A 17,075-nucleotide genomic window follows, 5' to 3' on the forward strand; every position below is an offset into this window, starting at 1 on the left:
GTCTGATGCCGGTCGTAGAGTGCGGCACGGCCGAGGGCAGGGGGATTCTGCCTGTCGGCCGAGAGCGTGCGGCCTCTCAGGGCAGACATCATGGCAACAAGCCTGTTCGATCCCGCGTCGTTGGGCGCGCTGCGCCTTACCAGCCGCGTCGTCATGTCATCGATGTCGCGCGATCGCTCGCCCGGCGGGGTGCCGACGGCTCTCAACGCCACCTACTACGCGCAGCGCGCGACGGCCGGACTCGTTGTCACGGAATCGACTGCGATTTCCGCGCGCGGTGTGGGCTGGCCGAACACGCCCGGCATCTACACCGAGGCCCAGGTCGCGGGGTGGCGGACGGTCACCGATGCCGTGCATCGCGCGGGTGGACGTATCTTCTCTCAGCTCTGGCATTGCGGGCGCAACTCCCATCCGCTGACGCAACCCGGCGGCGTCCTGCCGGTTGGGCCATCGGCCATTCTGCCGCCCGGCACCGTCCGCACAGCCGAGGGCCGCAAGCCGCTTCTGGTGCCGCACGAACTGTCAGCCGCTGAGATCGCCGGCATTGTCGAGGAATATCGCGCGGCTGCGCGGAATGCGCTCGCAGCCGGCTTCGACGGCGTGCAACTGCATGCGGGCAACGGCTTCCTGCTCGACCAATTCCTGCGCGACTCGGCCAACCGGCGCACCGATGCCTATGGCGGCTCGGCGCGAAATCGCTGTCGCTTCCTCATCGAAGTGGTGGAGGCGGTCTGCGAGATCTGGAGTCCGGAGCACGTCGGTGTGCGATTCTCACCGACCAATCCGACAATCTATCATTTGCGCGACTCCGATCCGGCGCAGCTGCTCGCTACCGCGCTTGAGATGTTGACCGAACTGCGTATCGCTTACGTGGATGTGGTGGAAGGCTCTACCACGGCAGAGCCGGCAACCCACGATCTCGACTATCCGGCGCTGCGTCGCGGTTTTACCGGCCTCTACGTGGCCAACAACGGCTTTACCAGCCGCGCGCAGGCTGAACGGGCGCTCGCGAGCCATGCCGATCTGATCTCCTTCGGAAGGCTCTTCATCGCCAATCCCGATCTGCCGCACCGACTGAAGATCGGCGCCCGCATGAACCCGCTGAACCAGGACGAACTCTATTCGCCCGATCACCGCGGCTACACCGACTATCCTTTCCTTGACCACAACAACGAACAGGACAACGCCACCCCGGCTCAATAGGAGGAACACAAGTGCAACCGATTCATCGCGGACACTCGCGTCGCGCCGTTCTCCGCTCTCTTCTTGCGGCTCCCTTGATCCTGAGTGGACGGGGAGCCTTGGCCAAGGCCGGCTATCCCGAGCGGCCGATCCGTCTTGTCATGACGCTGCCGGCCGGCACCTCCGCCGATACCATGGCGCGTTTCATTGCCGAGAAGCTCCATGCCGGACTGGGGCAGGCGGTGTGGGTGGACAATCGCCCAGGTGCGAGCTCCAACATCGGCTACCAGGCGGCGGCCACCGCACCGGCCGATGGTTATACGCTGCTCTACGGGCTCCTCTCGGTGATCCTCAATCCGCATCTCTTCAAGACGCTATCCTTCAAGCCATCGGACTTCACGCCGATCATCCACTTGCTGGACGTGCCCTTCGTGCTCGTCGTGCGCGCCGACTCGCCCTATCGTACCGTCCAGGAGCTGATGCAGGCCGCCAAGGCGAATCCGGACAAGCTCACCTATCCGTCCTACGGCCTCGGCTCTGCCAATCATGTGGCCATGCTGCAAATGCTTCAGGTCACCGACGCAAAAATGATCCACGTTCCCTACAAGGACGGTGGCCTTAACGATCTCCTGGGCGGACGCATCGACTGCTCGCTGGACGTGACGGCCACGACCATTCCTCACATTACCTCCGGTGCCTTGCGCCCGCTGGTGGTGTCGACCCGTCAACGGCTCGAAGAGCTGCCTGATGTACCGACGTTCGAGGAGGCTCGATTGGGCGTGCCGCTCTATTCCTGGAATGGCATCTTTGCTCGCGCCGGTACGCCACCCGAGATCACCACCCGTTTGTCGTCAGCGCTCCAAACGATCGCGAGCCGAGCCGACTTCCGCAAGAAAGTGAAGGAGTTCTTGCAGATTCCGCGAGGCGGCACGCCGGAGGAATTTGCAGCATTCCTGAAGCAGGACTCCGACAATTGGGGCCGGATCGTCGCCAAAGCCGGCATTCAGATCGAGTGACTTGCTCCGCTTGTCGCCTTTCAGGATGGGCTGAAACGTTCGCTCAGGCGGCGCTCTCCTTGGCCACTTCGGCAAGGAGACCGCGCGCCCATTTGTGAAGGCCTGACCTGGCGGTTCTCGCGCTCCAATACATGTCGATGCTGATCGGTACGCGGAACGGCATCGGCGTGATGTGCAGGCGGGTCCCCGACGCGCGCGCGAGCTGATGCGGGATCGAGGCGATCAGATGGGTGCCGGGAAGGATGCGCTCGAGGCTATCGTGACTTGGCAGCGTGACGACCGGCTCGAGCACAATTCCCTTCGCCTTCAGCACGTCGAGATAAAGCGGTTGCCATTCGCCATTGTGGGTTATGAAGACGTGTTGCGCCTTGCAATAGGCGGAAAGCGTGATCCGGCCGCGCGCGAGCGGATTGCTCCGGTCCATCACGCAGACATAGTGATCGGTGAGGATGTGCCGCCGATAGAAATTCTCGCCAACGATGCCGACCGGACCGATCACGATGTCGCACTGGTTTTGCTTGAGATGAAGATTGCCGTGACCGGCCGCGTCAAGCAGGACGAGCTTCACCTGAGGTGCCGTGGCACGTAGTTGCGCGCTGAACTGCGGGATCAGCGTCTGGCGTTCATGGTGATTGCAGGAAATCGTAACGGTGCCTTTCGCGACGGCGGGGTCGAATTCCCCAAGCGAAGCAAGCGCCTCGATTTCGCCGATCGTCCCGCGCGCCCACTGCACCAGCGCCGCGCAGCGCTCGGTGGCGGCGACGCCATTGCCCTGGCGGACGAAAAGCGGGTCGTGAAAGGCGCCGCGTAATCGCTCGACGGTGTAGCTGATCGTGGACTGATTGACGTCGAGCCGCTCGGCTGCAGCGGAGAACGATCGCAGATCGTACACGAGCACGAGAGTGCGCAAGGCCCCGATGTCGATCGCATCGAGGGAGGAACTGATCGTCACGGCCACCTCCGGCATGCTTCGCAGCCGAGCCTATCACAGGTCATGCAATATTTCGATAAGCTCCATTCAGCCCATCGAATTGAGCGGTCGGGTCAGGCCCGCTAGCCTTCCCCAAAACGAAATCCGGGGAGGAGACACATGGCAAGCGCCGCACCTGTCATCACGGACGTCTCGTACACGGACCTGCTCGAGGATCCCTATCCGGTCTTCAAGCGCGTTCGCGACACGGCTCCGGCCGTCTTCGTCGCGGCTGCAAATCTGACGCTGGTGACGCGCTTCGACGACATCATGAGCATCGAGCGCGATCCCGCGACCTATTCATCCGACAACCCCGCGTCCCTCGTGAACAAGGTGATGGGCCCGACCTTCATGCGCAAGGACGGCGCCGCACACGCCACAGGACGCAAGGCGATTGAGCCGTCCTTCCGGCCCGGCACCATCAAGGAGCACTGGGCGCCGAAATTCACCGAGATCTGCGAGCGGCTGATCGGAGCGCTCCGGGAAGCGGGCGAGGCCGATCTCTTCTCGGCGCTTGCAGCACCAATGGCGTCGCTCAGCCTGATGGAGATGATCGGCTTCAAGGCGATGCCGTGGCAAACGCTTGCCGAATGGTCCCAATCGCTGATCGACGGCGCCGGCAACTACGCGCGTGATGCAGAAATCGACCGAAAGGCGATGGAGGCTGGCGCCGGCATCGATGCCGCGATCGAAGCGGTGCTTGATCACCATCGGGCCAATCCCAATCCCTCGATACTGTCCTCCATGGTGCATGCCGATCCGCCGATGCCGATCGAGGAGATGCGCGCGAACATCAAGGTGATCATCGGCGGCGGGTTGAACGAGCCGCGCGATGCGATCCTCACGCTAACGCTCGGCCTGCTCGAAAATTCCGCGCAGAAGGAGAGCGTTCTCGCCAGGCCGGAGCTGTGGCCCACCGCGTTCGAGGAGGCGATACGCTGGATTTCGCCGATCGGCATGTATCCGCGCCGCGTCACCCGGCCTGTGGATCTCGCTGGTGTTGCATTGCCGGAAGGCGTCCAGATCGGGCTCTGCGTCGGGGCCGCGAACCGGGACGATCGCCGTTTCACCGAGCCGGACAGGTTTGACATGTTCCGGCCCAAGCAGTCGCATCTCGCCTTCGGTGCCGGCGCGCATTTCTGCGCGGGCACCTGGGTCTCACGGCAGACCGTCGGCCGGATCGTGGTGCCGATGTTGTTCGAGCGCCTCTCCAATCTTCGACTTCGCGACGATGCACCACCCGTCATTCGTGGCTGGGTGTTTCGCGGCCCGGTGTCGCTGCCCGTTCGTTGGGATGCCTGAAGGGAGGACAAATGCCCACAATCATTTTCGTCGCTGCTGATGGTACGACCCGCGAGGTCGCCGCCGCCACGGACCAGTCCATCATGGAAGTGGCCCTTGGTGCCGGTGTGCCCGGCATCGTCGCCGAGTGCAATGGCGCGGCCGCCTGCGCCACATGTCACTGCTACTTCGATCCTGCTTACGTCGGCCATATCGGCGAAGCCGGCGAACATGAAAATGAGATGCTGGACTTTACGGCATCCGAGCGAACGGCTGACAGCCGTCTGAGCTGTCAGGTGCGCATCGTCGCTGCAATGGAAGGCATGACCGTGCGCGTGCCATCCGCGCAGTAGAACGGCAGCCATGGCGATGCGCCACGGCTGCCTGTCGCACAAAAACCTACGCGGCTTTGGCACCCATGAGCACGAAGGCGAGGGTCGCCGGACGGCTTCCCTTGTTGCGCCAGCCGTGCCGCGCACCCTGCTGCACGAAGGTGTCGTGCTGCCTGAGGTGAACCGTCTCGCCATCGTCGAGCTCGAGCCAGATCTCGCCGTCGAGCACGACGCCGTAGTCGACCGTCGGCGTGGTGTGCATGCCGGGATTTTCCATCTCGAAGGTCTCGGCAATGCCGGGCGCTGCCGCCACATGCTCGGGTCCGGCCTTCGCCGGATCGAAATCCGGCGACATCATCACGCTGTCCGGCGGGAAGGTGACGACAAGGAACGCTGAGCCGCCCGGGGCAGGCAACAGGCTGGCACCCGCAACGGACATCGGATCCTTGCCGTTCGCCGCCAGCGATGGCGTGCCGGCGGCCATCCAGATCGGCGCAGAGACAAATCCCGGCGTGTGCTTGAGAGCCATCTCGCGCGGCGAGGTGCCATCGCTCACCACGACGGATTTTCCTGCGGCGTTCTTGCCGGTGACGACGCGTCTGAAACTCATGTTTCCTCTCCTTGAATGTCGTTGTCAGAGCGGGGCAGCCGCCGCGCGGACAGCTGCCGTATGCTCAGGGATAGATGACGAAGTTCGAGAAACCGCCGTGCCGCTGCGCGATGCCAGAGATGGCCTCGTTCACTTCGGAGAGCTTGCGTCCTTGCGTCTCGAGCATCGACAGGTCCACCGCGCCTGCGGCTACGAGGTCGGCCATTTCCTGTCCTTCCTGCGTGGTAAACCAGGCGGAGCCATAGAGGCGCTGGTTGTGGTCCATCAGCCAATGGACGTCGATCGCGACCGGTCCCATGACGGCTCCGATATCTACCGCGATGCCGCCACGGCGCAGGCCGCGAAGGCCTTGCAGGAATGTCTCGTGCAGGGCGCCCGGCCCAAGGCAATCCAGGAAGGCATCTACGCCTTCACCGTCCGTATGCTTCATGGCAAATTCGGTGACGCTGCCGTCGTCGATCGAGAACACTTCGATCCGCGAGGGCGCGAGCGCCTTGACTTCCTGCAGCAGCTTGCGGTCGCGGCCGGTGCCGAGGATCTTCCTGACGCCCATGGCCGGACCAAAGATCGCCGCGGCGATCCCGAGCGTGCCGCTGATTCCGTTGACGAGAATCGTATCGCCCGGCCCGGCATTGGCCTTCTTCAGCGCCGAATAGACCGTGCCGAGATAGCCCAGCCGCGCCGCCTGCTCGTACGTCATGATGTCGGGGATCTTCACGATCGCGGAGGAGGGCGCGACGGTGTATTCGCTCAAACCTCCGATCGGGTAATCGGCAAAGGTCTGCAGCGCATCTTCGCTGAAGCCGAAATAGCCCTGGAATGCGTAGTGCTTGCAGGCGATGGAATCGCCGCGCCGGCAATGACGGCAAGTACCGCATGAACGTCCAGGATTGATGTAGACGCGGTCGCCCGGTTTCAGCCCGTGTACCTGCCGGCCTACTGCTGCGATTTCGCCGGCCGGGTCCAGGCCGAACACGGCGGGCAGCGGCGGCTGCGGCATGTGCGGAAACCAGGTCGGCCAGTTCGCAAGGATGTTGCCGAGGTTCGGCACGATCCCGCAGGCCTTCACGCGAACCAGCACGTCCATGTCGCCCGGCTTGGGTGTCGGCAGTTTTTCCAGCTTCAACTCGCCGCCCACCTTATGCATCCGGGCAGCGGTCATCGTTTCAGATACGGCCACCGGCTTCCTCCCATTTTTGATTTTGAACAGGCCGGCGCGAGAGCCCGGCTGCGCTCTGGGATCTACCGTGGCATCATATTTTCGAAATTGCAATATGTTTTCGTAATTGAGTTGGACGGACGCGCGTAGCCGTCTCCCGGCCCTGGCCGGTCGAGCGAACGGGGAGCTTACAAGTGCTGTCTATTCAGCCGCGACGTGATCGGGCCGGCCGTGGCGGACCTCTTCGTGTGCCACAAACAGATGTCCGGCGTGCTTGATGACGTTCTCGGTCGTCTCGCGAATATGGCGTTCGATCAGTTCCTGCGCCTTTGGCACATCGCGCGCGATCACCGAGTCCATGATCATCTTGTGCTCGACATCCTTGGCCCGCCACTTGGTCCTGAACTGCGACGACATCCGCCGGTAGCGGTGGGCGCGCTCGAAAAGCTTTTGGCGGATTTCCAGAAGGTTGGGGGAGGCGCAGGCGGCGACGAGCGAAAAGTGAAAATCGCCGTGCAGTTTGCCCCATTCTTCCGACAGATAGTAGTTGGAACCAAGCCGTGTCTGCAGCCGGTCCATCCGGTGGAACGCGCCGATGATGTCCGCCTCCCAGCCATCGTCGCCGTTCTTGATGGCCAGCGCGAGGCATTCTCGTTCGACGAGCACGCGGACATAGGTCAGGTCGTTGAGGTCGTCGATCGAGACCGGCGCAACGACAAAACCGCGCTGGTCTTCGGCGATCACCAGCCCTTCCGCGACCAGGCGCGACAGCGCCTCGCGCAGGGTCGAGAAGCTGACGGCATACATCTCGCGCAGTCCCTCAAACCGGAGTTTTGCGCCCGGCTTGAGCGCGCAGCTGATGATGTCCGCGCGCATCCGGTGCAGCACGTCCGCCGCGCGTGTTTCGCCTGCCGGTTTGAGCTTCTCGCGCATCAATTGCCTTCCTGGTCGGTGTCCACTGCCAAGATAGGCTGATTTTCGAAAAAATCAAACCACCCGTGCCGCCGGCAGAGTCCAGAACGGAGGAGGGGACCCTTTAATTCGTCCCTCCCAGGCCCCTGTGCGTCCCATTCTGACGCCGCGGCGCGGCTCCTTGCCCGTTAACCAAAGGCTTGGAGCCCGGTCTGGGCGCGGCCGAGGATCAGCGCGTGCACATCGTGTGCGCCTTCATACGTGTTAACCGTCTCCAGGTTCAGCATGTGGCGCATGACATTGAACTCATCGGAAATGCCGTTGCCGCCATGCATGTCGCGCGCGAGCCGCGCGATCTCCAGCGCCTTGCCGCAATTGTTGCGCTTGATCAGGCTGATCATCTCCGGCGCCATGCGGCCTTCGTCGAACAGCCGCCCGACGCGCAGCGCCGCCTGAAGGCCGAGGCTGATTTCGGTCTGCATGTCGGCAAGCTTCTTCTGGTAGAGTTGCGTGTGGGCCAGCGGCCGTCCGAACTGCTTGCGGTCGAGCCCATATTGACGCGCCGCGTGCCAGCAGGCTTCGGCCGCGCCCATCGCGCCCCACGCAATGCCATAGCGTGCGCGATTGAGACAGCCAAACGGGCCGGACAGGCCTTCCGCGTCCGGCAGCAGCGCGTCTTCGTTCACCTCGACGCCATCGAGCACGATCTCGCCGGTCACCGAAGCGCGCAGCGAGAGTTTCCCCTCGATCTTCGGCGCTGAAAGGCCCGCCATTCCTTTCTCCAGAACAAAGCCCCGGATCTTCCCGCCATGCGCGTCTGATTTCGCCCATATCACGAAGACATCGGCGATCGGCGCATTGGTGATCCAGATCTTTGCGCCGTTGAGCCGATAGCCGCGATCGATTTTTGTCGCGCGTGTTTTCATGCCGCCGGGATCGGAGCCTGCATCCGGCTCGGTCAGGCCGAAGCAGCCGATCCACTCGCCGGTGGCGAGCTTTGGAAGATATTTGCGGCGCTGTGCTTCCGAGCCATAGGCATGGATCGGATACATCACCAGCGACGATTGAACCGACATCATCGAGCGGTAGCCGCTGTCGACGCGCTCGACCTCGCGCGCGATCAGGCCGTAGGCGACGTAGGAGGCGCCGATGCCGCCATACGTTTCGGGGATGGTTACGCCCAACAGTCCAAGCTCTCCCATCTCACGAAAGATCGCCGGATCGGTGTGCTCATCGCGGAATGCCTGCCGGACCCGGGGGCCGAGGTGCTCCTGCACATAGGCGCGCGCCGTATCCCGAATCATTCGCTCGTCTTCGCTGAACTGCTCCTCGATCAGGAATGGATCGTCCCACACGAACGGACCGCTACCGCCTGCACTTGCCATGACTCTCTCCAATGCTTGGAACCCGACCCCGCGGTCACCCCGCCGGCTTGCTGGCTGGGCACTTCGCACAAAATTTCGAAATAATCAATTTTGTTCGAAATTACCTTGCCTCGTGCCTCGCGATGCGGTAGCAGGACATCAAACGCCGATGAGGCCGGGAGGTAATGATGCAGCATCTGGTGCACGCGATCGGGCATGTGAAAATCAATACGACCGTCCCCGAGGCGGTCGTGCGGGATGCGACCGAGATCCTCGGCCTGCATGTGACTTATTCCGACGAGCGCCAGACATGGCTGAGCTCCAACGGCCGCGCCGCCGAGCTGGTGCTGCTCCGCTCGGACGAGAACGCGACGCATACGATCGGGCTGGAGGCGCTCACCGTCGAAGCCGTGGGGGAGGTGGCATCCCGGGTCGAAGGCGCTGGCTGCCGCATCCTCTCGCGTGAACCGAGCCTCAAATGCATGGCCGCGGGCGTGACCTTCGCAACGCCGGAAGGCCTTCGCTTCGAAATCCATACACCGACGCGCGATCAAATTTATGGGCGAAGGTACCCGACCCACGGCGTCGGGCCGAACCGCATGGATCATCTCAATCTGACATCGCCCGATCCTACCGCAACGCGCCGCCAGCTTGAACAGATCTGCGGCCTTCGCCTATCGGAACGCATGGTCGACGACAGCCTGAGCTGGATGTATGGCGGCAACCGCCAGCATCACATCGTGGGTGTCGTCCGCGGCAAGGTCGGGCTGCACCACTATTCCTTCGAGTTCAGGGAGTTCAACGATTACCTGAAACTCGGCGATCTCCTCGATCGCTTCGACAAGCAGATGATGTGGGGCCCGGGCCGCCACCGGCCGGGCGACAACACCTACGCCTATTACACCGATGCCAGCGGCGCGATGGTCGAATGCTCGGGCTCGATGGCGCTGATCGCCGACGATGCGGACTTCGTTCCAAACGTCATTACCAGCCTCGAGCGTCCCGGCAATGTGCGCTGCATGAATGTCTGGGGCACGCCTGCGCCGCTCGAATGGCGCCAGCATCATTTCCCCTTCACCGCCATCAAGTGAACGGCGGCCGCGGCCGCCAGATCGGCCGCGAGAGGTGGCAAAGAACTACGAGGACCATGCCGATGCAAGAAAAACTCTCTTTTCGTTCCGACGGGCTCAAGCTCTCTGCCGTTCTGCACGTGCCTGATACGAGAAAGCCCGGGCAACGGCTGCCCGCCTTCATTGTACTGCACGGCTTCGTCGGCTCGAAGGACGAGTCCCACGCTGAAATCCAGGCGCGGATGCTGGAGGAGATGGGCTATGTGGCGCTCCGCTTCGATTTTCGCTGCTGCGGCGAGAGCGAGGGCGAGCGCGCGCAGGTGCGCTGCTTCGATCAGGTGGCTGATGCCAAGAACGCGCTGTCATTCCTCGCCGAGCGGGAAGAGGTCGATCCCAAGCGCATCGGCGTGGTCGGCCACAGTTTTGGGGCGGCTGTCTCGGTTTATTCGGCCGGCATCGACGACCGCTTCGCCTGTGTGATCTCCTCCTGCGGCTGGGGTGATGGCGAACGAAAATTCCGCGGCCAGCATCCAACGCCCGAGGCCTGGGCGAAGTTCACCGGCCTTCTGGACAAGGGCCGCCGCCAGAAGCAGGAAACGGGCGAGAGCATGTGGATCTCCCGTTTCGACGCCGTGCCGATTCCCGAACATCTCCGCAAGAATCTCTCGCCGAAGGCGATCATGGAGATTCCGGTCGAGACGGCATGGAGCATGTATAATTTCCGCGCCGATGATGTCGTAGGCAACATCGCGCCGCGCCCGATCCTGTTTCTCCACACCGCCAATGACACGATCACGCCGACCGAGCAGTCGATCCGCATGTTCGAAAAGGCCGGCCAGCCGGCCGAGCTTGTCTTGATATCCGGCACGTCGCATTTTCCACTCGCGCCGCAGGATGCGCCGCGCACCAAGGCGATCATCAAGGGGTGGCTCGACAAGTTCTTTCCTTCGCCGCTCGGAGCCTGAGCATGGCGGAAGTTTCGGGCATGGTCGCGATCGACGCCGGCAGCCTCCGGACCTTCGCAGCCGACCTTCTCGGGGCCGGCGGGTTTTCGGCCGACCAGGCCGAACAGACGGCGGACGTGCTGGTCTGGGCCAATCTGCGCGGCGCGGATTCACACGGCGTGCTGCGGATTCCGCGCTACGTCGAAATGGTCGAGCTTGGCCTGATCAACCCCGAGGCCGAGCCGCGCCAGGTTTCGGGAAAGGGCGCAGTGGCGGTCATCGATGCGCAGCGCGCGCCGGGCGCGGTCGCGATGAATCTCGCCGCACGAACTGCAGCGCAGCTTTCGGATCTGCATGGCATCGGCTGGTGCGCGGTTCGCGCCATCACCCATGCCGGCGCGATCGGATATTACGCACAGCAGGTCGCCCGCAGGGGCCACGTCGCCATCGCCATGACGGCCTCAAAACCGTTGATGATCTACCATGGCTCCCGGGCCGAGGGGGTGTCGACAAACCCGATCGCGATTGCCGCACCGACGACCGATCCCGATCGTCCCTTGCTGCTGGACATGTCGACCGCGTCGGTCGCGATCGGCAAGATCATGGCCGCAAAGGATGCCGGAAAGCCGATTCCGCCGGGCTGGGGCGTCGATGAGAAGGGCGAGGGGACAACCGACCCGCGCAAGGTCAAGGCGGTGCTGCCGATGGCAGGTGCCAAGGGCTCCGGTCTTTCCTTGATGATCGAGGTGCTCGCGAGCCTCATGGTGGCGAATCCTCTCATCAGCGTTGCGCTGACGGAAGGGCGTGATCCCGGTGGCAATGGCCTTGTTGCCGCGCTCGATCCATCGGCATTCGGGAACGAATTCACGCGTGAAGTCGACCGCCTGCGCTCGGCCATCAAGGACCTGCCGCCGGCCGCCGGATCCTCCGACGTCTATCTGCCCGGCGAACGCGGCTTCGACGAAATGGAGAAACGTTCGAGCACCGGCGTGCCGCTGGTGCAGGGGACGCGGTCGAGATTGCTTGCGCTTGCGAAAAAACTGAACGTCGCGGTACCGCAAGGCCTCGCTTAGTCGCCAGCGCTGAGGCGGTGCCGCACAGATCATCGAGAATGAGCGTCGCATTTGGCGCGTTAGCCGCCATGTGCGTGGAGACAGCGAGATGTCTGGAATTGTTGATGTGGCGATCATCGGTCTGGGGCCGACCGGCGCCATCCTCTCGGCTTTGTTGGGTCGCAGCGGCATCAATACCGTCGTCATCGACAAGTCGGATGACATCTTTCCGTTGCCGCGCGCGGTCAGCTTCGATCACGAGGTCATGCGCGTCATTCAGAATCTCGGCCTTGCCGATGCGATACAGCCATATGTCGTGCCATATCCTCCGACCGAATATCGCGGCGCCGACGGCAGGCTCATCGCGCGGTACGAATCCCTGCCGCCGCCATATCCGCAAGGCTGGCAGCCGAGCTTCATGTTCAAGCAGCCGCCATTCGAGCGAACGATACGCCGGTCGCTGGCGGATCTGCCGACGGTGGATGTCCGCCTTGGCACCGCGTTGACAGGCCTCAGGCAGGATAACGACCAGGTCGAACTGGAAATCATCAGTGGCTCGGGCGACGCCGAAAAGCTGCGTGCCCGGTATGTCATCGGATGCGACGGCGGAACGAGCCTGGTGCGAAAGCTGATGGGCATCGGGCTGGAGACGCTCGACTTCGACGAGCCGTGGCTCGTCACTGATGTTCTCGTCAACGACAACGGCCTGAGCAAGCTGCCGCAGACCGTCGTGCAGTATTGCGACCCCACGCGTCCGACAACCTATGTCGTGGGGTCCGGTAACCACCGCCGCTGGGAGTTCATGCTGCTGCCCGGAGAAGCGGCGGAGGAGATGAACCAGGAGGCCGCGATCTGGCGGCTGCTCGGGCGCTGGTTGACGCCTGCGGACGGAGAGATCTGGCGGGCGACTACTTACGTGTTCCATGCGCTCGTCGCCAACGAATGGCGTCGTGGTCGGGTCCTGCTGGCCGGCGATGCCGCCCACATGACGCCGCCCTTCATGGCGCAGGGCATGTGCCAGGGCGTGCGCGATGCGGCGAACCTCGCCTGGAAGCTCGCGCTGGTGATCAGGGGGCAGTCAGCGCCTGACTTGCTCGATAGCTATCAGCGCGAACGCCGCGCGCATGTGAAGGCGACCACCGAAACAGCGAAAACGCTGGGACGCGTGATCTGCGAGCTCGATATGGCAAAGGCAATCGAAAGGGACGCGCGCTTGCTCCGCGAAATGGGCGATCCGCCGGCGACGCAGTATCGGCAGAACCTCATTCCCGGGCTTGGCGAGGGGGCGCTCTGCTCCGATCAGGGCGCGCCGGTCGGCTTGCGCTTTCCGCAGCCGGAAGTCGCGCGCGAAGCAGGCCCATGCCTGCTGGACGATATAGTCGGCGCCTCGTTCCGCCTGGTCGTGTCTTCCGACATCGCTCGCCGCGATATTCCCGAAGCATTGCGCCGAACGATCATCGGGCTGGGCGGCACGGTTCTGTCATTGGCGGAGGCAGGGCTCTCTCGGTCGCTCGGAGCGGGCGAATGGTCGATCGTGGAAACCGGAGGGGTCCTGAAAGCCTGGTTGCGTGAACACGGCTTGGTGGCCGCCCTGGTGCGTCCCGATCACTATGTCTTTGCGGTCGCGAGGCAACTGCCTGACCTGAACGCGATGAGCGATCTGCTTGACGGGCACCTCCATTCAACCATCAGGGACAGGATCGACGCATGAAACTGTTGTCGTTTTCCGAAGGCGGGCGCGAAAGCTGGGGTGCGGTCGCCGGAGAGATCGTCGTCGATCTCGGCAAGGCCCTCCCGCACTATCCGACGCTGGCCGACTTCATCGCCAGTACCGATTACATCAGGCGCGATGAGATCGTCAGCGCCGTAAAGCCGGGCCCGAAGCTCTCGGACGTCAAATTCCTGCCGGTCATTCCGCGACCGGAGAAGATCATCTGCGTCGTCCGCAACTATCTCGACCATCACAACGAAGCATTGGCCTCGGGCCTGAAGCGCGAGATCACGGAATATCCGCCGATCTTCCTGCGCGTCTGGCGTTCGCAGGTCGGCCATAATGAGCCGATCATCCGGCCGAAGGTCTCGGACCATTTGGACTGGGAAGGCGAGATGGCGGTCGTGATCGGCAAGGCGGGCCGCCATATCAGTCAGGCCGACGCGTGGAGTCATGTCGCGGGCTACTCGATCTTCAATGATGTCAGCGTACGCGACTGGCAACGACATGCGCAGCAGATTGCATCCGGCAAGAATTTTGTCGGCACCGGCCCTTGTGGACCGTGGCTGGTGACGCCGGACGACATCGGCGATCCGGCAAAGCTCAGGATCGAGACACGGGTCAACGGAGCGGTGATGCAGTCGTCCGATACGTCGATGCTGATCTTTCCGATCCCGCGGCTGGTCGAATACTGCTCCACGATCTTCGATCTCGTTCCGGGCGATGTCATCGCCACGGGGACGCCGGCCGGCGTCGGCTTCGCGCGCAAGCCTCAGATATTCCTCAAGCCCGGTGACATCGTCGAGGTGGAGATCGAGGAGATCGGGGTGCTGCGCAATCACGTCATCGATGAATGAAACGCCGCTCATAACCCACCGATCTCGGTGGCCAACAAATAAAACGGGGAGGGTGCATTGATGGACTGGATGAAGCGCTTTGCGGGAGCCGTCACGATAGCCGCAGCATGCATCCTGCCGGCGACGACAGTTTTGGCGGACGATTATCCTTCCAGGCCGGTCCGTCTCCTCCACGGCTTTGCCGCCGGCGGGGCGGCCGATACGATGTCTCGCATCGTGGCGGAAGGCCTGGCCAGGAAATTGGGACAACCCGTCATCGTCGAAGCCAAGCCGGGCGCGGGCGGAAACATTGCCGCTGATGCGATCGCCAAGGCGACGCCCGACGGGTACACGATCGGGCTGGTCACCGGTGCGCACGCGATCTCCGCGGCAATCTACAAGAGCCTGAGCTTTCAACCAGTCGAGAGCTTTGGGATGATCTCGACGCTCGCCTATTACGGCCTGGTCGTCGCGGTGCGAGACGACCATCCCGCCAAATCGCTGGCGGACCTGATCGCGATGGCAAGGCAGAAACCTGGCGGGCTCAGCTTCGGCTCGGTCGGCTTTGGGAGCACCCATCATCTCGCGGGCGAACTTCTGAATGCGCGGGCCGGTATCGAGTTAATTCACGTGCCCTATCGCGGCGACTCCCAGTCTACGACGGCGTTGCTCGGCGGGGACGTGCCGGTCGTCATCGGCACGCCCGTGCTGCTGGCGCCGCAGATCCAGAGCGGAGCCGTTCGCGGCCTGGCAGTGACATCGTCGACGCGGATTCCCCTGCTTCCGAATGTGCCGTCGGCCGAGGAAGCCGGTGTGAAGGGATATGACGTTCGTACCTGGGCCGGATTGTTGGTGCCGAAGGGAACGCCGCCGGCGCTGATCGCCAGATTGAATGCGGTCACGCTGGAGGTGCTGAGCGATCCGAATGTCAGGAAGCAGCTTGAAACGGCGGTCGGCGGCGAGGTGCGCGGCAGTTCACCGGAGGAAATGAAGGCGCTTGTCGCGGCCGAGATCGCAAAATGGTCTGACGTGGTGGAGAGGGCCAGGATCCCGCGGATCTGACCTTGATATTCGACAATACCGAATGCGCGATGAAGAGGTCGACGAGAGCAGGTCCGCGGCTGATCGAATACTGCTCCAGCATCTTCGACCTCGTTCCAGGCGATGTTATCGCCACGGGAACGCAGCCCGGTCAGCTTGAGGGCCGGCGCAATCCTGCGAACGATCGCTGAATCGATCCTGCTGGCACCCCGCGCGGCGCGTTGTCGCTCGCAGCGGAATGCGACTTGACCTCTGTTTTCGAAATAAATAAGAATATCGAAAATACAAAAACGTTCCGAAATTGATTCAAGGCAATGGGCAGTCGATCACGGCGTCCAGCCGAGAAAAGCAGGGGAGGATTTAATGCTCAGGCGAACGTTCAACTCGTTGATGGTCTCAGTCGCGCTGTTCAGCCTTGGAGCTGGAGCAGCGATAGCCGAGGAAACGCTGAAAGTCGGAGTCAGCGCGTCCAAGACGGGACCGCTGACGGCAGGTGCAACCGCCGTCTATTGGCCGAACATGCAGCTCTGGGTTCACGACGTGAATCAGAAGGGCGGCATCAAGGTCGGCGAGAAACTCCTGAAAGTCGAACTTGTCGAATACGACGACAAGAGCGGTCCCGAAGAAGCCGTCAAGAACATCCAGCGGTTGGCGACGGTTGATAAGGTCGACTTCATCGTCGCGCCCTATACCACCGGCATCAACCTGGCGGCGGCGCCGCTGATCGCGCGTTATGGCTATCCGCAACTCATTGCGACCGGAAACGCCAACGAGCTGGAAACGTTCGTCAAGCGTTGGCCCAACTCGTTCTGGCTGCTCGGCAAGGCGTCGGATATGTCCACCGGCGTCGTCGGGACACTGAAAACCTTGCGAGACAAGGGCCAGATCGGCAACAAGGTGGCACTGGCGCATGTGGGCGAAGCATTCGGCCTGGAGATGATTCAATCGGCCAAGCCTGCGTTCAAGACCGCCGGATTCGACATCGTCTACGAGACGTCATACCCGATCGGCACCCAGGATCTGGCGCCGATCATCAGCGGCGCCAAGGCGGCCAAGGCGGATGCGTTCGTCGCTTTCTCATATCCGCCGGACACTTTCGCACTCACCGAGCAGGCACAGATCCAGGGCCTGAATGTCGATGCCTTCTATGTTGGCGTAGGTGGGGCCTTGAGTGGCTACGCCAAGCGTTTCGCCAAACAGGCCGAGGGTGTGCTTGCGATGGGCGGCATCAATCCCGCCGATCGCGCATACAAGGATTATCGTGAACGCCACAAGCAAGTGACCGGACAGGAGCCGGACTATTGGGCCAGCCCGGTGGTCTATGCATCGCTCCAGATCCTTCAGCAGGCGATCGAGAAGGTCGGCAGTAAGGACCGCGCCGCGGTCACCAAGGCGATCTCGAGCGGAACATTCGACACCGTCATCGGCAAGGTCTCTTTCAACAACAACATGCTCGGTCGGGTCTGGACCGTAGGGCAGTGGAATAATGGCGTGCTCCAGGGCGTCAACGGCCTTGGTGTGGACGGCGCCAACGCGCCGATCAAAAAGCCAGCCTGGAACTGATCCGAAGACGCGATCCGGCGCGAAATGATCCG

16 protein-coding genes and 1 pseudogene are annotated in these 17,075 nt (G+C 62.8%); 12 read left to right on the plus strand and 5 right to left on the minus strand.

Annotated features, from left to right (window positions below; translation table 11 throughout):
- The first annotated feature begins 90 nt into the window (after positions 1 to 90).
- Both CQ12_RS07965 and CQ12_RS07970 read left to right on the plus strand, forming a co-directional pair.
- Positions 91 to 1,203 carry an alkene reductase gene (locus CQ12_RS07965; RefSeq protein WP_057834761.1) on the plus strand — a complete coding sequence of 371 codons (1,113 nt, stop codon included), beginning with the start codon at positions 91 to 93 and terminating at the stop codon, positions 1,201 to 1,203.
- Positions 1,204 to 1,343: 140 nt separating this feature from the next.
- Positions 1,344 to 2,198: a tripartite tricarboxylate transporter substrate binding protein gene (locus tag CQ12_RS07970; RefSeq protein ID WP_157088054.1), complete on the plus strand. Its 855-nt coding sequence runs from the start codon at positions 1,344 to 1,346 to the stop codon at positions 2,196 to 2,198.
- 43 nt (positions 2,199 to 2,241) lie between these two features.
- Here the strand turns inward: CQ12_RS07970 and CQ12_RS07975 are convergent, their stop codons facing one another.
- Complete coding sequence (locus tag CQ12_RS07975; protein WP_157088055.1) at positions 2,242 to 3,150, minus strand: LysR family transcriptional regulator; 909 nt, start codon at positions 3,148 to 3,150, stop codon at positions 2,242 to 2,244.
- A gap of 138 nt (positions 3,151 to 3,288) precedes the next feature.
- Here CQ12_RS07975 and CQ12_RS07980 point away from each other — a divergent pair, with 138 nt between their 5' ends.
- Together CQ12_RS07980 and CQ12_RS07985 are read left to right on the plus strand one after the other, a co-directional pair.
- A complete protein-coding gene (locus tag CQ12_RS07980; protein ID WP_057834764.1) occupies positions 3,289 to 4,470 on the plus strand; it encodes a cytochrome P450 in 1,182 nt (393 codons plus the stop codon).
- Between the two features lie 11 nt (positions 4,471 to 4,481).
- A complete protein-coding gene (locus tag CQ12_RS07985) occupies positions 4,482 to 4,802 on the plus strand; it encodes a 2Fe-2S iron-sulfur cluster-binding protein (RefSeq protein WP_057834765.1) in 321 nt (106 codons plus the stop codon).
- Between the two features lie 46 nt (positions 4,803 to 4,848).
- On the opposite strand, the gene CQ12_RS07990 is transcribed toward CQ12_RS07985, so the two are convergent.
- From CQ12_RS07990 to CQ12_RS08005, 4 genes are all read right to left on the minus strand, one after another.
- Positions 4,849 to 5,391: a cupin domain-containing protein gene (locus CQ12_RS07990; protein WP_057834766.1), complete on the minus strand. Its 543-nt coding sequence runs from the start codon at positions 5,389 to 5,391 to the stop codon at positions 4,849 to 4,851.
- Between the two features lie 64 nt (positions 5,392 to 5,455).
- On the minus strand, positions 5,456 to 6,553 hold the full coding sequence (locus CQ12_RS07995; RefSeq protein WP_430642195.1) for an alcohol dehydrogenase catalytic domain-containing protein: 1,098 nt from the start codon (positions 6,551 to 6,553) through the stop codon (positions 5,456 to 5,458).
- Between the two features lie 198 nt (positions 6,554 to 6,751).
- Entirely contained in the window at positions 6,752 to 7,483 is a 732-nt protein-coding gene (locus CQ12_RS08000; RefSeq protein WP_057834768.1) for a GntR family transcriptional regulator, read from the minus strand.
- Between the two features lie 167 nt (positions 7,484 to 7,650).
- Positions 7,651 to 8,847: an acyl-CoA dehydrogenase gene (locus tag CQ12_RS08005; RefSeq protein ID WP_057834769.1), complete on the minus strand. Its 1,197-nt coding sequence runs from the start codon at positions 8,845 to 8,847 to the stop codon at positions 7,651 to 7,653.
- 167 nt (positions 8,848 to 9,014) lie between these two features.
- Between CQ12_RS08005 and CQ12_RS08010 the strand changes: the two genes are divergently transcribed.
- From CQ12_RS08010 to CQ12_RS08040, 8 genes and pseudogenes are all read left to right on the plus strand, one after another.
- Positions 9,015 to 9,917, plus strand: a complete 903-nt coding sequence (locus CQ12_RS08010; RefSeq protein ID WP_057834813.1) for a VOC family protein — start codon at positions 9,015 to 9,017, stop codon at positions 9,915 to 9,917.
- Positions 9,918 to 9,979: 62 nt separating this feature from the next.
- A complete protein-coding gene (locus CQ12_RS08015) occupies positions 9,980 to 10,861 on the plus strand; it encodes an alpha/beta hydrolase (RefSeq protein ID WP_057834814.1) in 882 nt (293 codons plus the stop codon).
- 2 nt (positions 10,862 to 10,863) lie between these two features.
- Positions 10,864 to 11,913 carry an Ldh family oxidoreductase gene (locus tag CQ12_RS08020; protein ID WP_057834770.1) on the plus strand — a complete coding sequence of 350 codons (1,050 nt, stop codon included), beginning with the start codon at positions 10,864 to 10,866 and terminating at the stop codon, positions 11,911 to 11,913.
- A gap of 88 nt (positions 11,914 to 12,001) precedes the next feature.
- Positions 12,002 to 13,603: a bifunctional 3-(3-hydroxy-phenyl)propionate/3-hydroxycinnamic acid hydroxylase MhpA gene (mhpA, locus tag CQ12_RS08025; protein ID WP_057834771.1), complete on the plus strand. Its 1,602-nt coding sequence runs from the start codon at positions 12,002 to 12,004 to the stop codon at positions 13,601 to 13,603.
- Positions 13,600 to 14,460, plus strand: a complete 861-nt coding sequence (locus CQ12_RS08030; RefSeq protein ID WP_057834772.1) for a fumarylacetoacetate hydrolase family protein — start codon at positions 13,600 to 13,602, stop codon at positions 14,458 to 14,460. The genes mhpA and CQ12_RS08030 overlap by 4 nt, the downstream gene beginning before the upstream one ends.
- A 60-nt stretch (positions 14,461 to 14,520) precedes the next feature.
- The gene (locus tag CQ12_RS08035) at positions 14,521 to 15,501 is read left to right on the plus strand and encodes a tripartite tricarboxylate transporter substrate binding protein (RefSeq protein ID WP_057834773.1); all 981 of its coding nucleotides are present in this window, start codon (positions 14,521 to 14,523) and stop codon (positions 15,499 to 15,501) included.
- 53 nt (positions 15,502 to 15,554) lie between these two features.
- Positions 15,555 to 15,656 (plus strand): annotated as a pseudogene (locus CQ12_RS47405) (fumarylacetoacetate hydrolase family protein); the annotation flags it as partial.
- Positions 15,657 to 15,843: 187 nt separating this feature from the next.
- Positions 15,844 to 17,043: an amino acid ABC transporter substrate-binding protein gene (locus CQ12_RS08040; RefSeq protein WP_057834774.1), complete on the plus strand. Its 1,200-nt coding sequence runs from the start codon at positions 15,844 to 15,846 to the stop codon at positions 17,041 to 17,043.
- Positions 17,044 to 17,075 lie beyond the last annotated feature (32 nt).

The sequence above is a fragment of the Bradyrhizobium jicamae genome (genome assembly GCF_001440395.1).
In the GTDB taxonomy this organism is placed as follows: domain Bacteria; phylum Pseudomonadota; class Alphaproteobacteria; order Rhizobiales; family Xanthobacteraceae; genus Bradyrhizobium; species Bradyrhizobium jicamae.

Bases quoted from the DNA above. Each gene is read 5' to 3' on its own strand.
- CQ12_RS07965 (WP_057834761.1), top strand. From the start codon at position 91: ATGGCAACAAGCCTGTTCGATCCCGCGTCGTTGGGCGCGCTGCGCCTT.
- CQ12_RS07970 (WP_157088054.1), top strand. From the start codon at position 1,344: ATGACGCTGCCGGCCGGCACCTCCGCCGATACCATGGCGCGTTTCATT.
- CQ12_RS07980 (WP_057834764.1), top strand. From the start codon at position 3,289: ATGGCAAGCGCCGCACCTGTCATCACGGACGTCTCGTACACGGACCTG.
- CQ12_RS07985 (WP_057834765.1), top strand. From the start codon at position 4,482: ATGCCCACAATCATTTTCGTCGCTGCTGATGGTACGACCCGCGAGGTC.
- CQ12_RS07990 (WP_057834766.1), bottom strand. From the start codon at position 5,391: ATGAGTTTCAGACGCGTCGTCACCGGCAAGAACGCCGCAGGAAAATCC.
- CQ12_RS07995 (WP_430642195.1), bottom strand. From the start codon at position 6,553: ATGACCGCTGCCCGGATGCATAAGGTGGGCGGCGAGTTGAAGCTGGAA.
- CQ12_RS08000 (WP_057834768.1), bottom strand. From the start codon at position 7,483: ATGCGCGAGAAGCTCAAACCGGCAGGCGAAACACGCGCGGCGGACGTG.
- CQ12_RS08005 (WP_057834769.1), bottom strand. From the start codon at position 8,847: ATGGCAAGTGCAGGCGGTAGCGGTCCGTTCGTGTGGGACGATCCATTC.
- CQ12_RS08010 (WP_057834813.1), top strand. From the start codon at position 9,015: ATGCAGCATCTGGTGCACGCGATCGGGCATGTGAAAATCAATACGACC.
- CQ12_RS08015 (WP_057834814.1), top strand. From the start codon at position 9,980: ATGCAAGAAAAACTCTCTTTTCGTTCCGACGGGCTCAAGCTCTCTGCC.
- CQ12_RS08020 (WP_057834770.1), top strand. From the start codon at position 10,864: ATGGCGGAAGTTTCGGGCATGGTCGCGATCGACGCCGGCAGCCTCCGG.
- mhpA (WP_057834771.1), top strand. From the start codon at position 12,002: ATGTCTGGAATTGTTGATGTGGCGATCATCGGTCTGGGGCCGACCGGC.
- CQ12_RS08030 (WP_057834772.1), top strand. From the start codon at position 13,600: ATGAAACTGTTGTCGTTTTCCGAAGGCGGGCGCGAAAGCTGGGGTGCG.
- CQ12_RS08035 (WP_057834773.1), top strand. From the start codon at position 14,521: ATGGACTGGATGAAGCGCTTTGCGGGAGCCGTCACGATAGCCGCAGCA.
- CQ12_RS08040 (WP_057834774.1), top strand. From the start codon at position 15,844: ATGCTCAGGCGAACGTTCAACTCGTTGATGGTCTCAGTCGCGCTGTTC.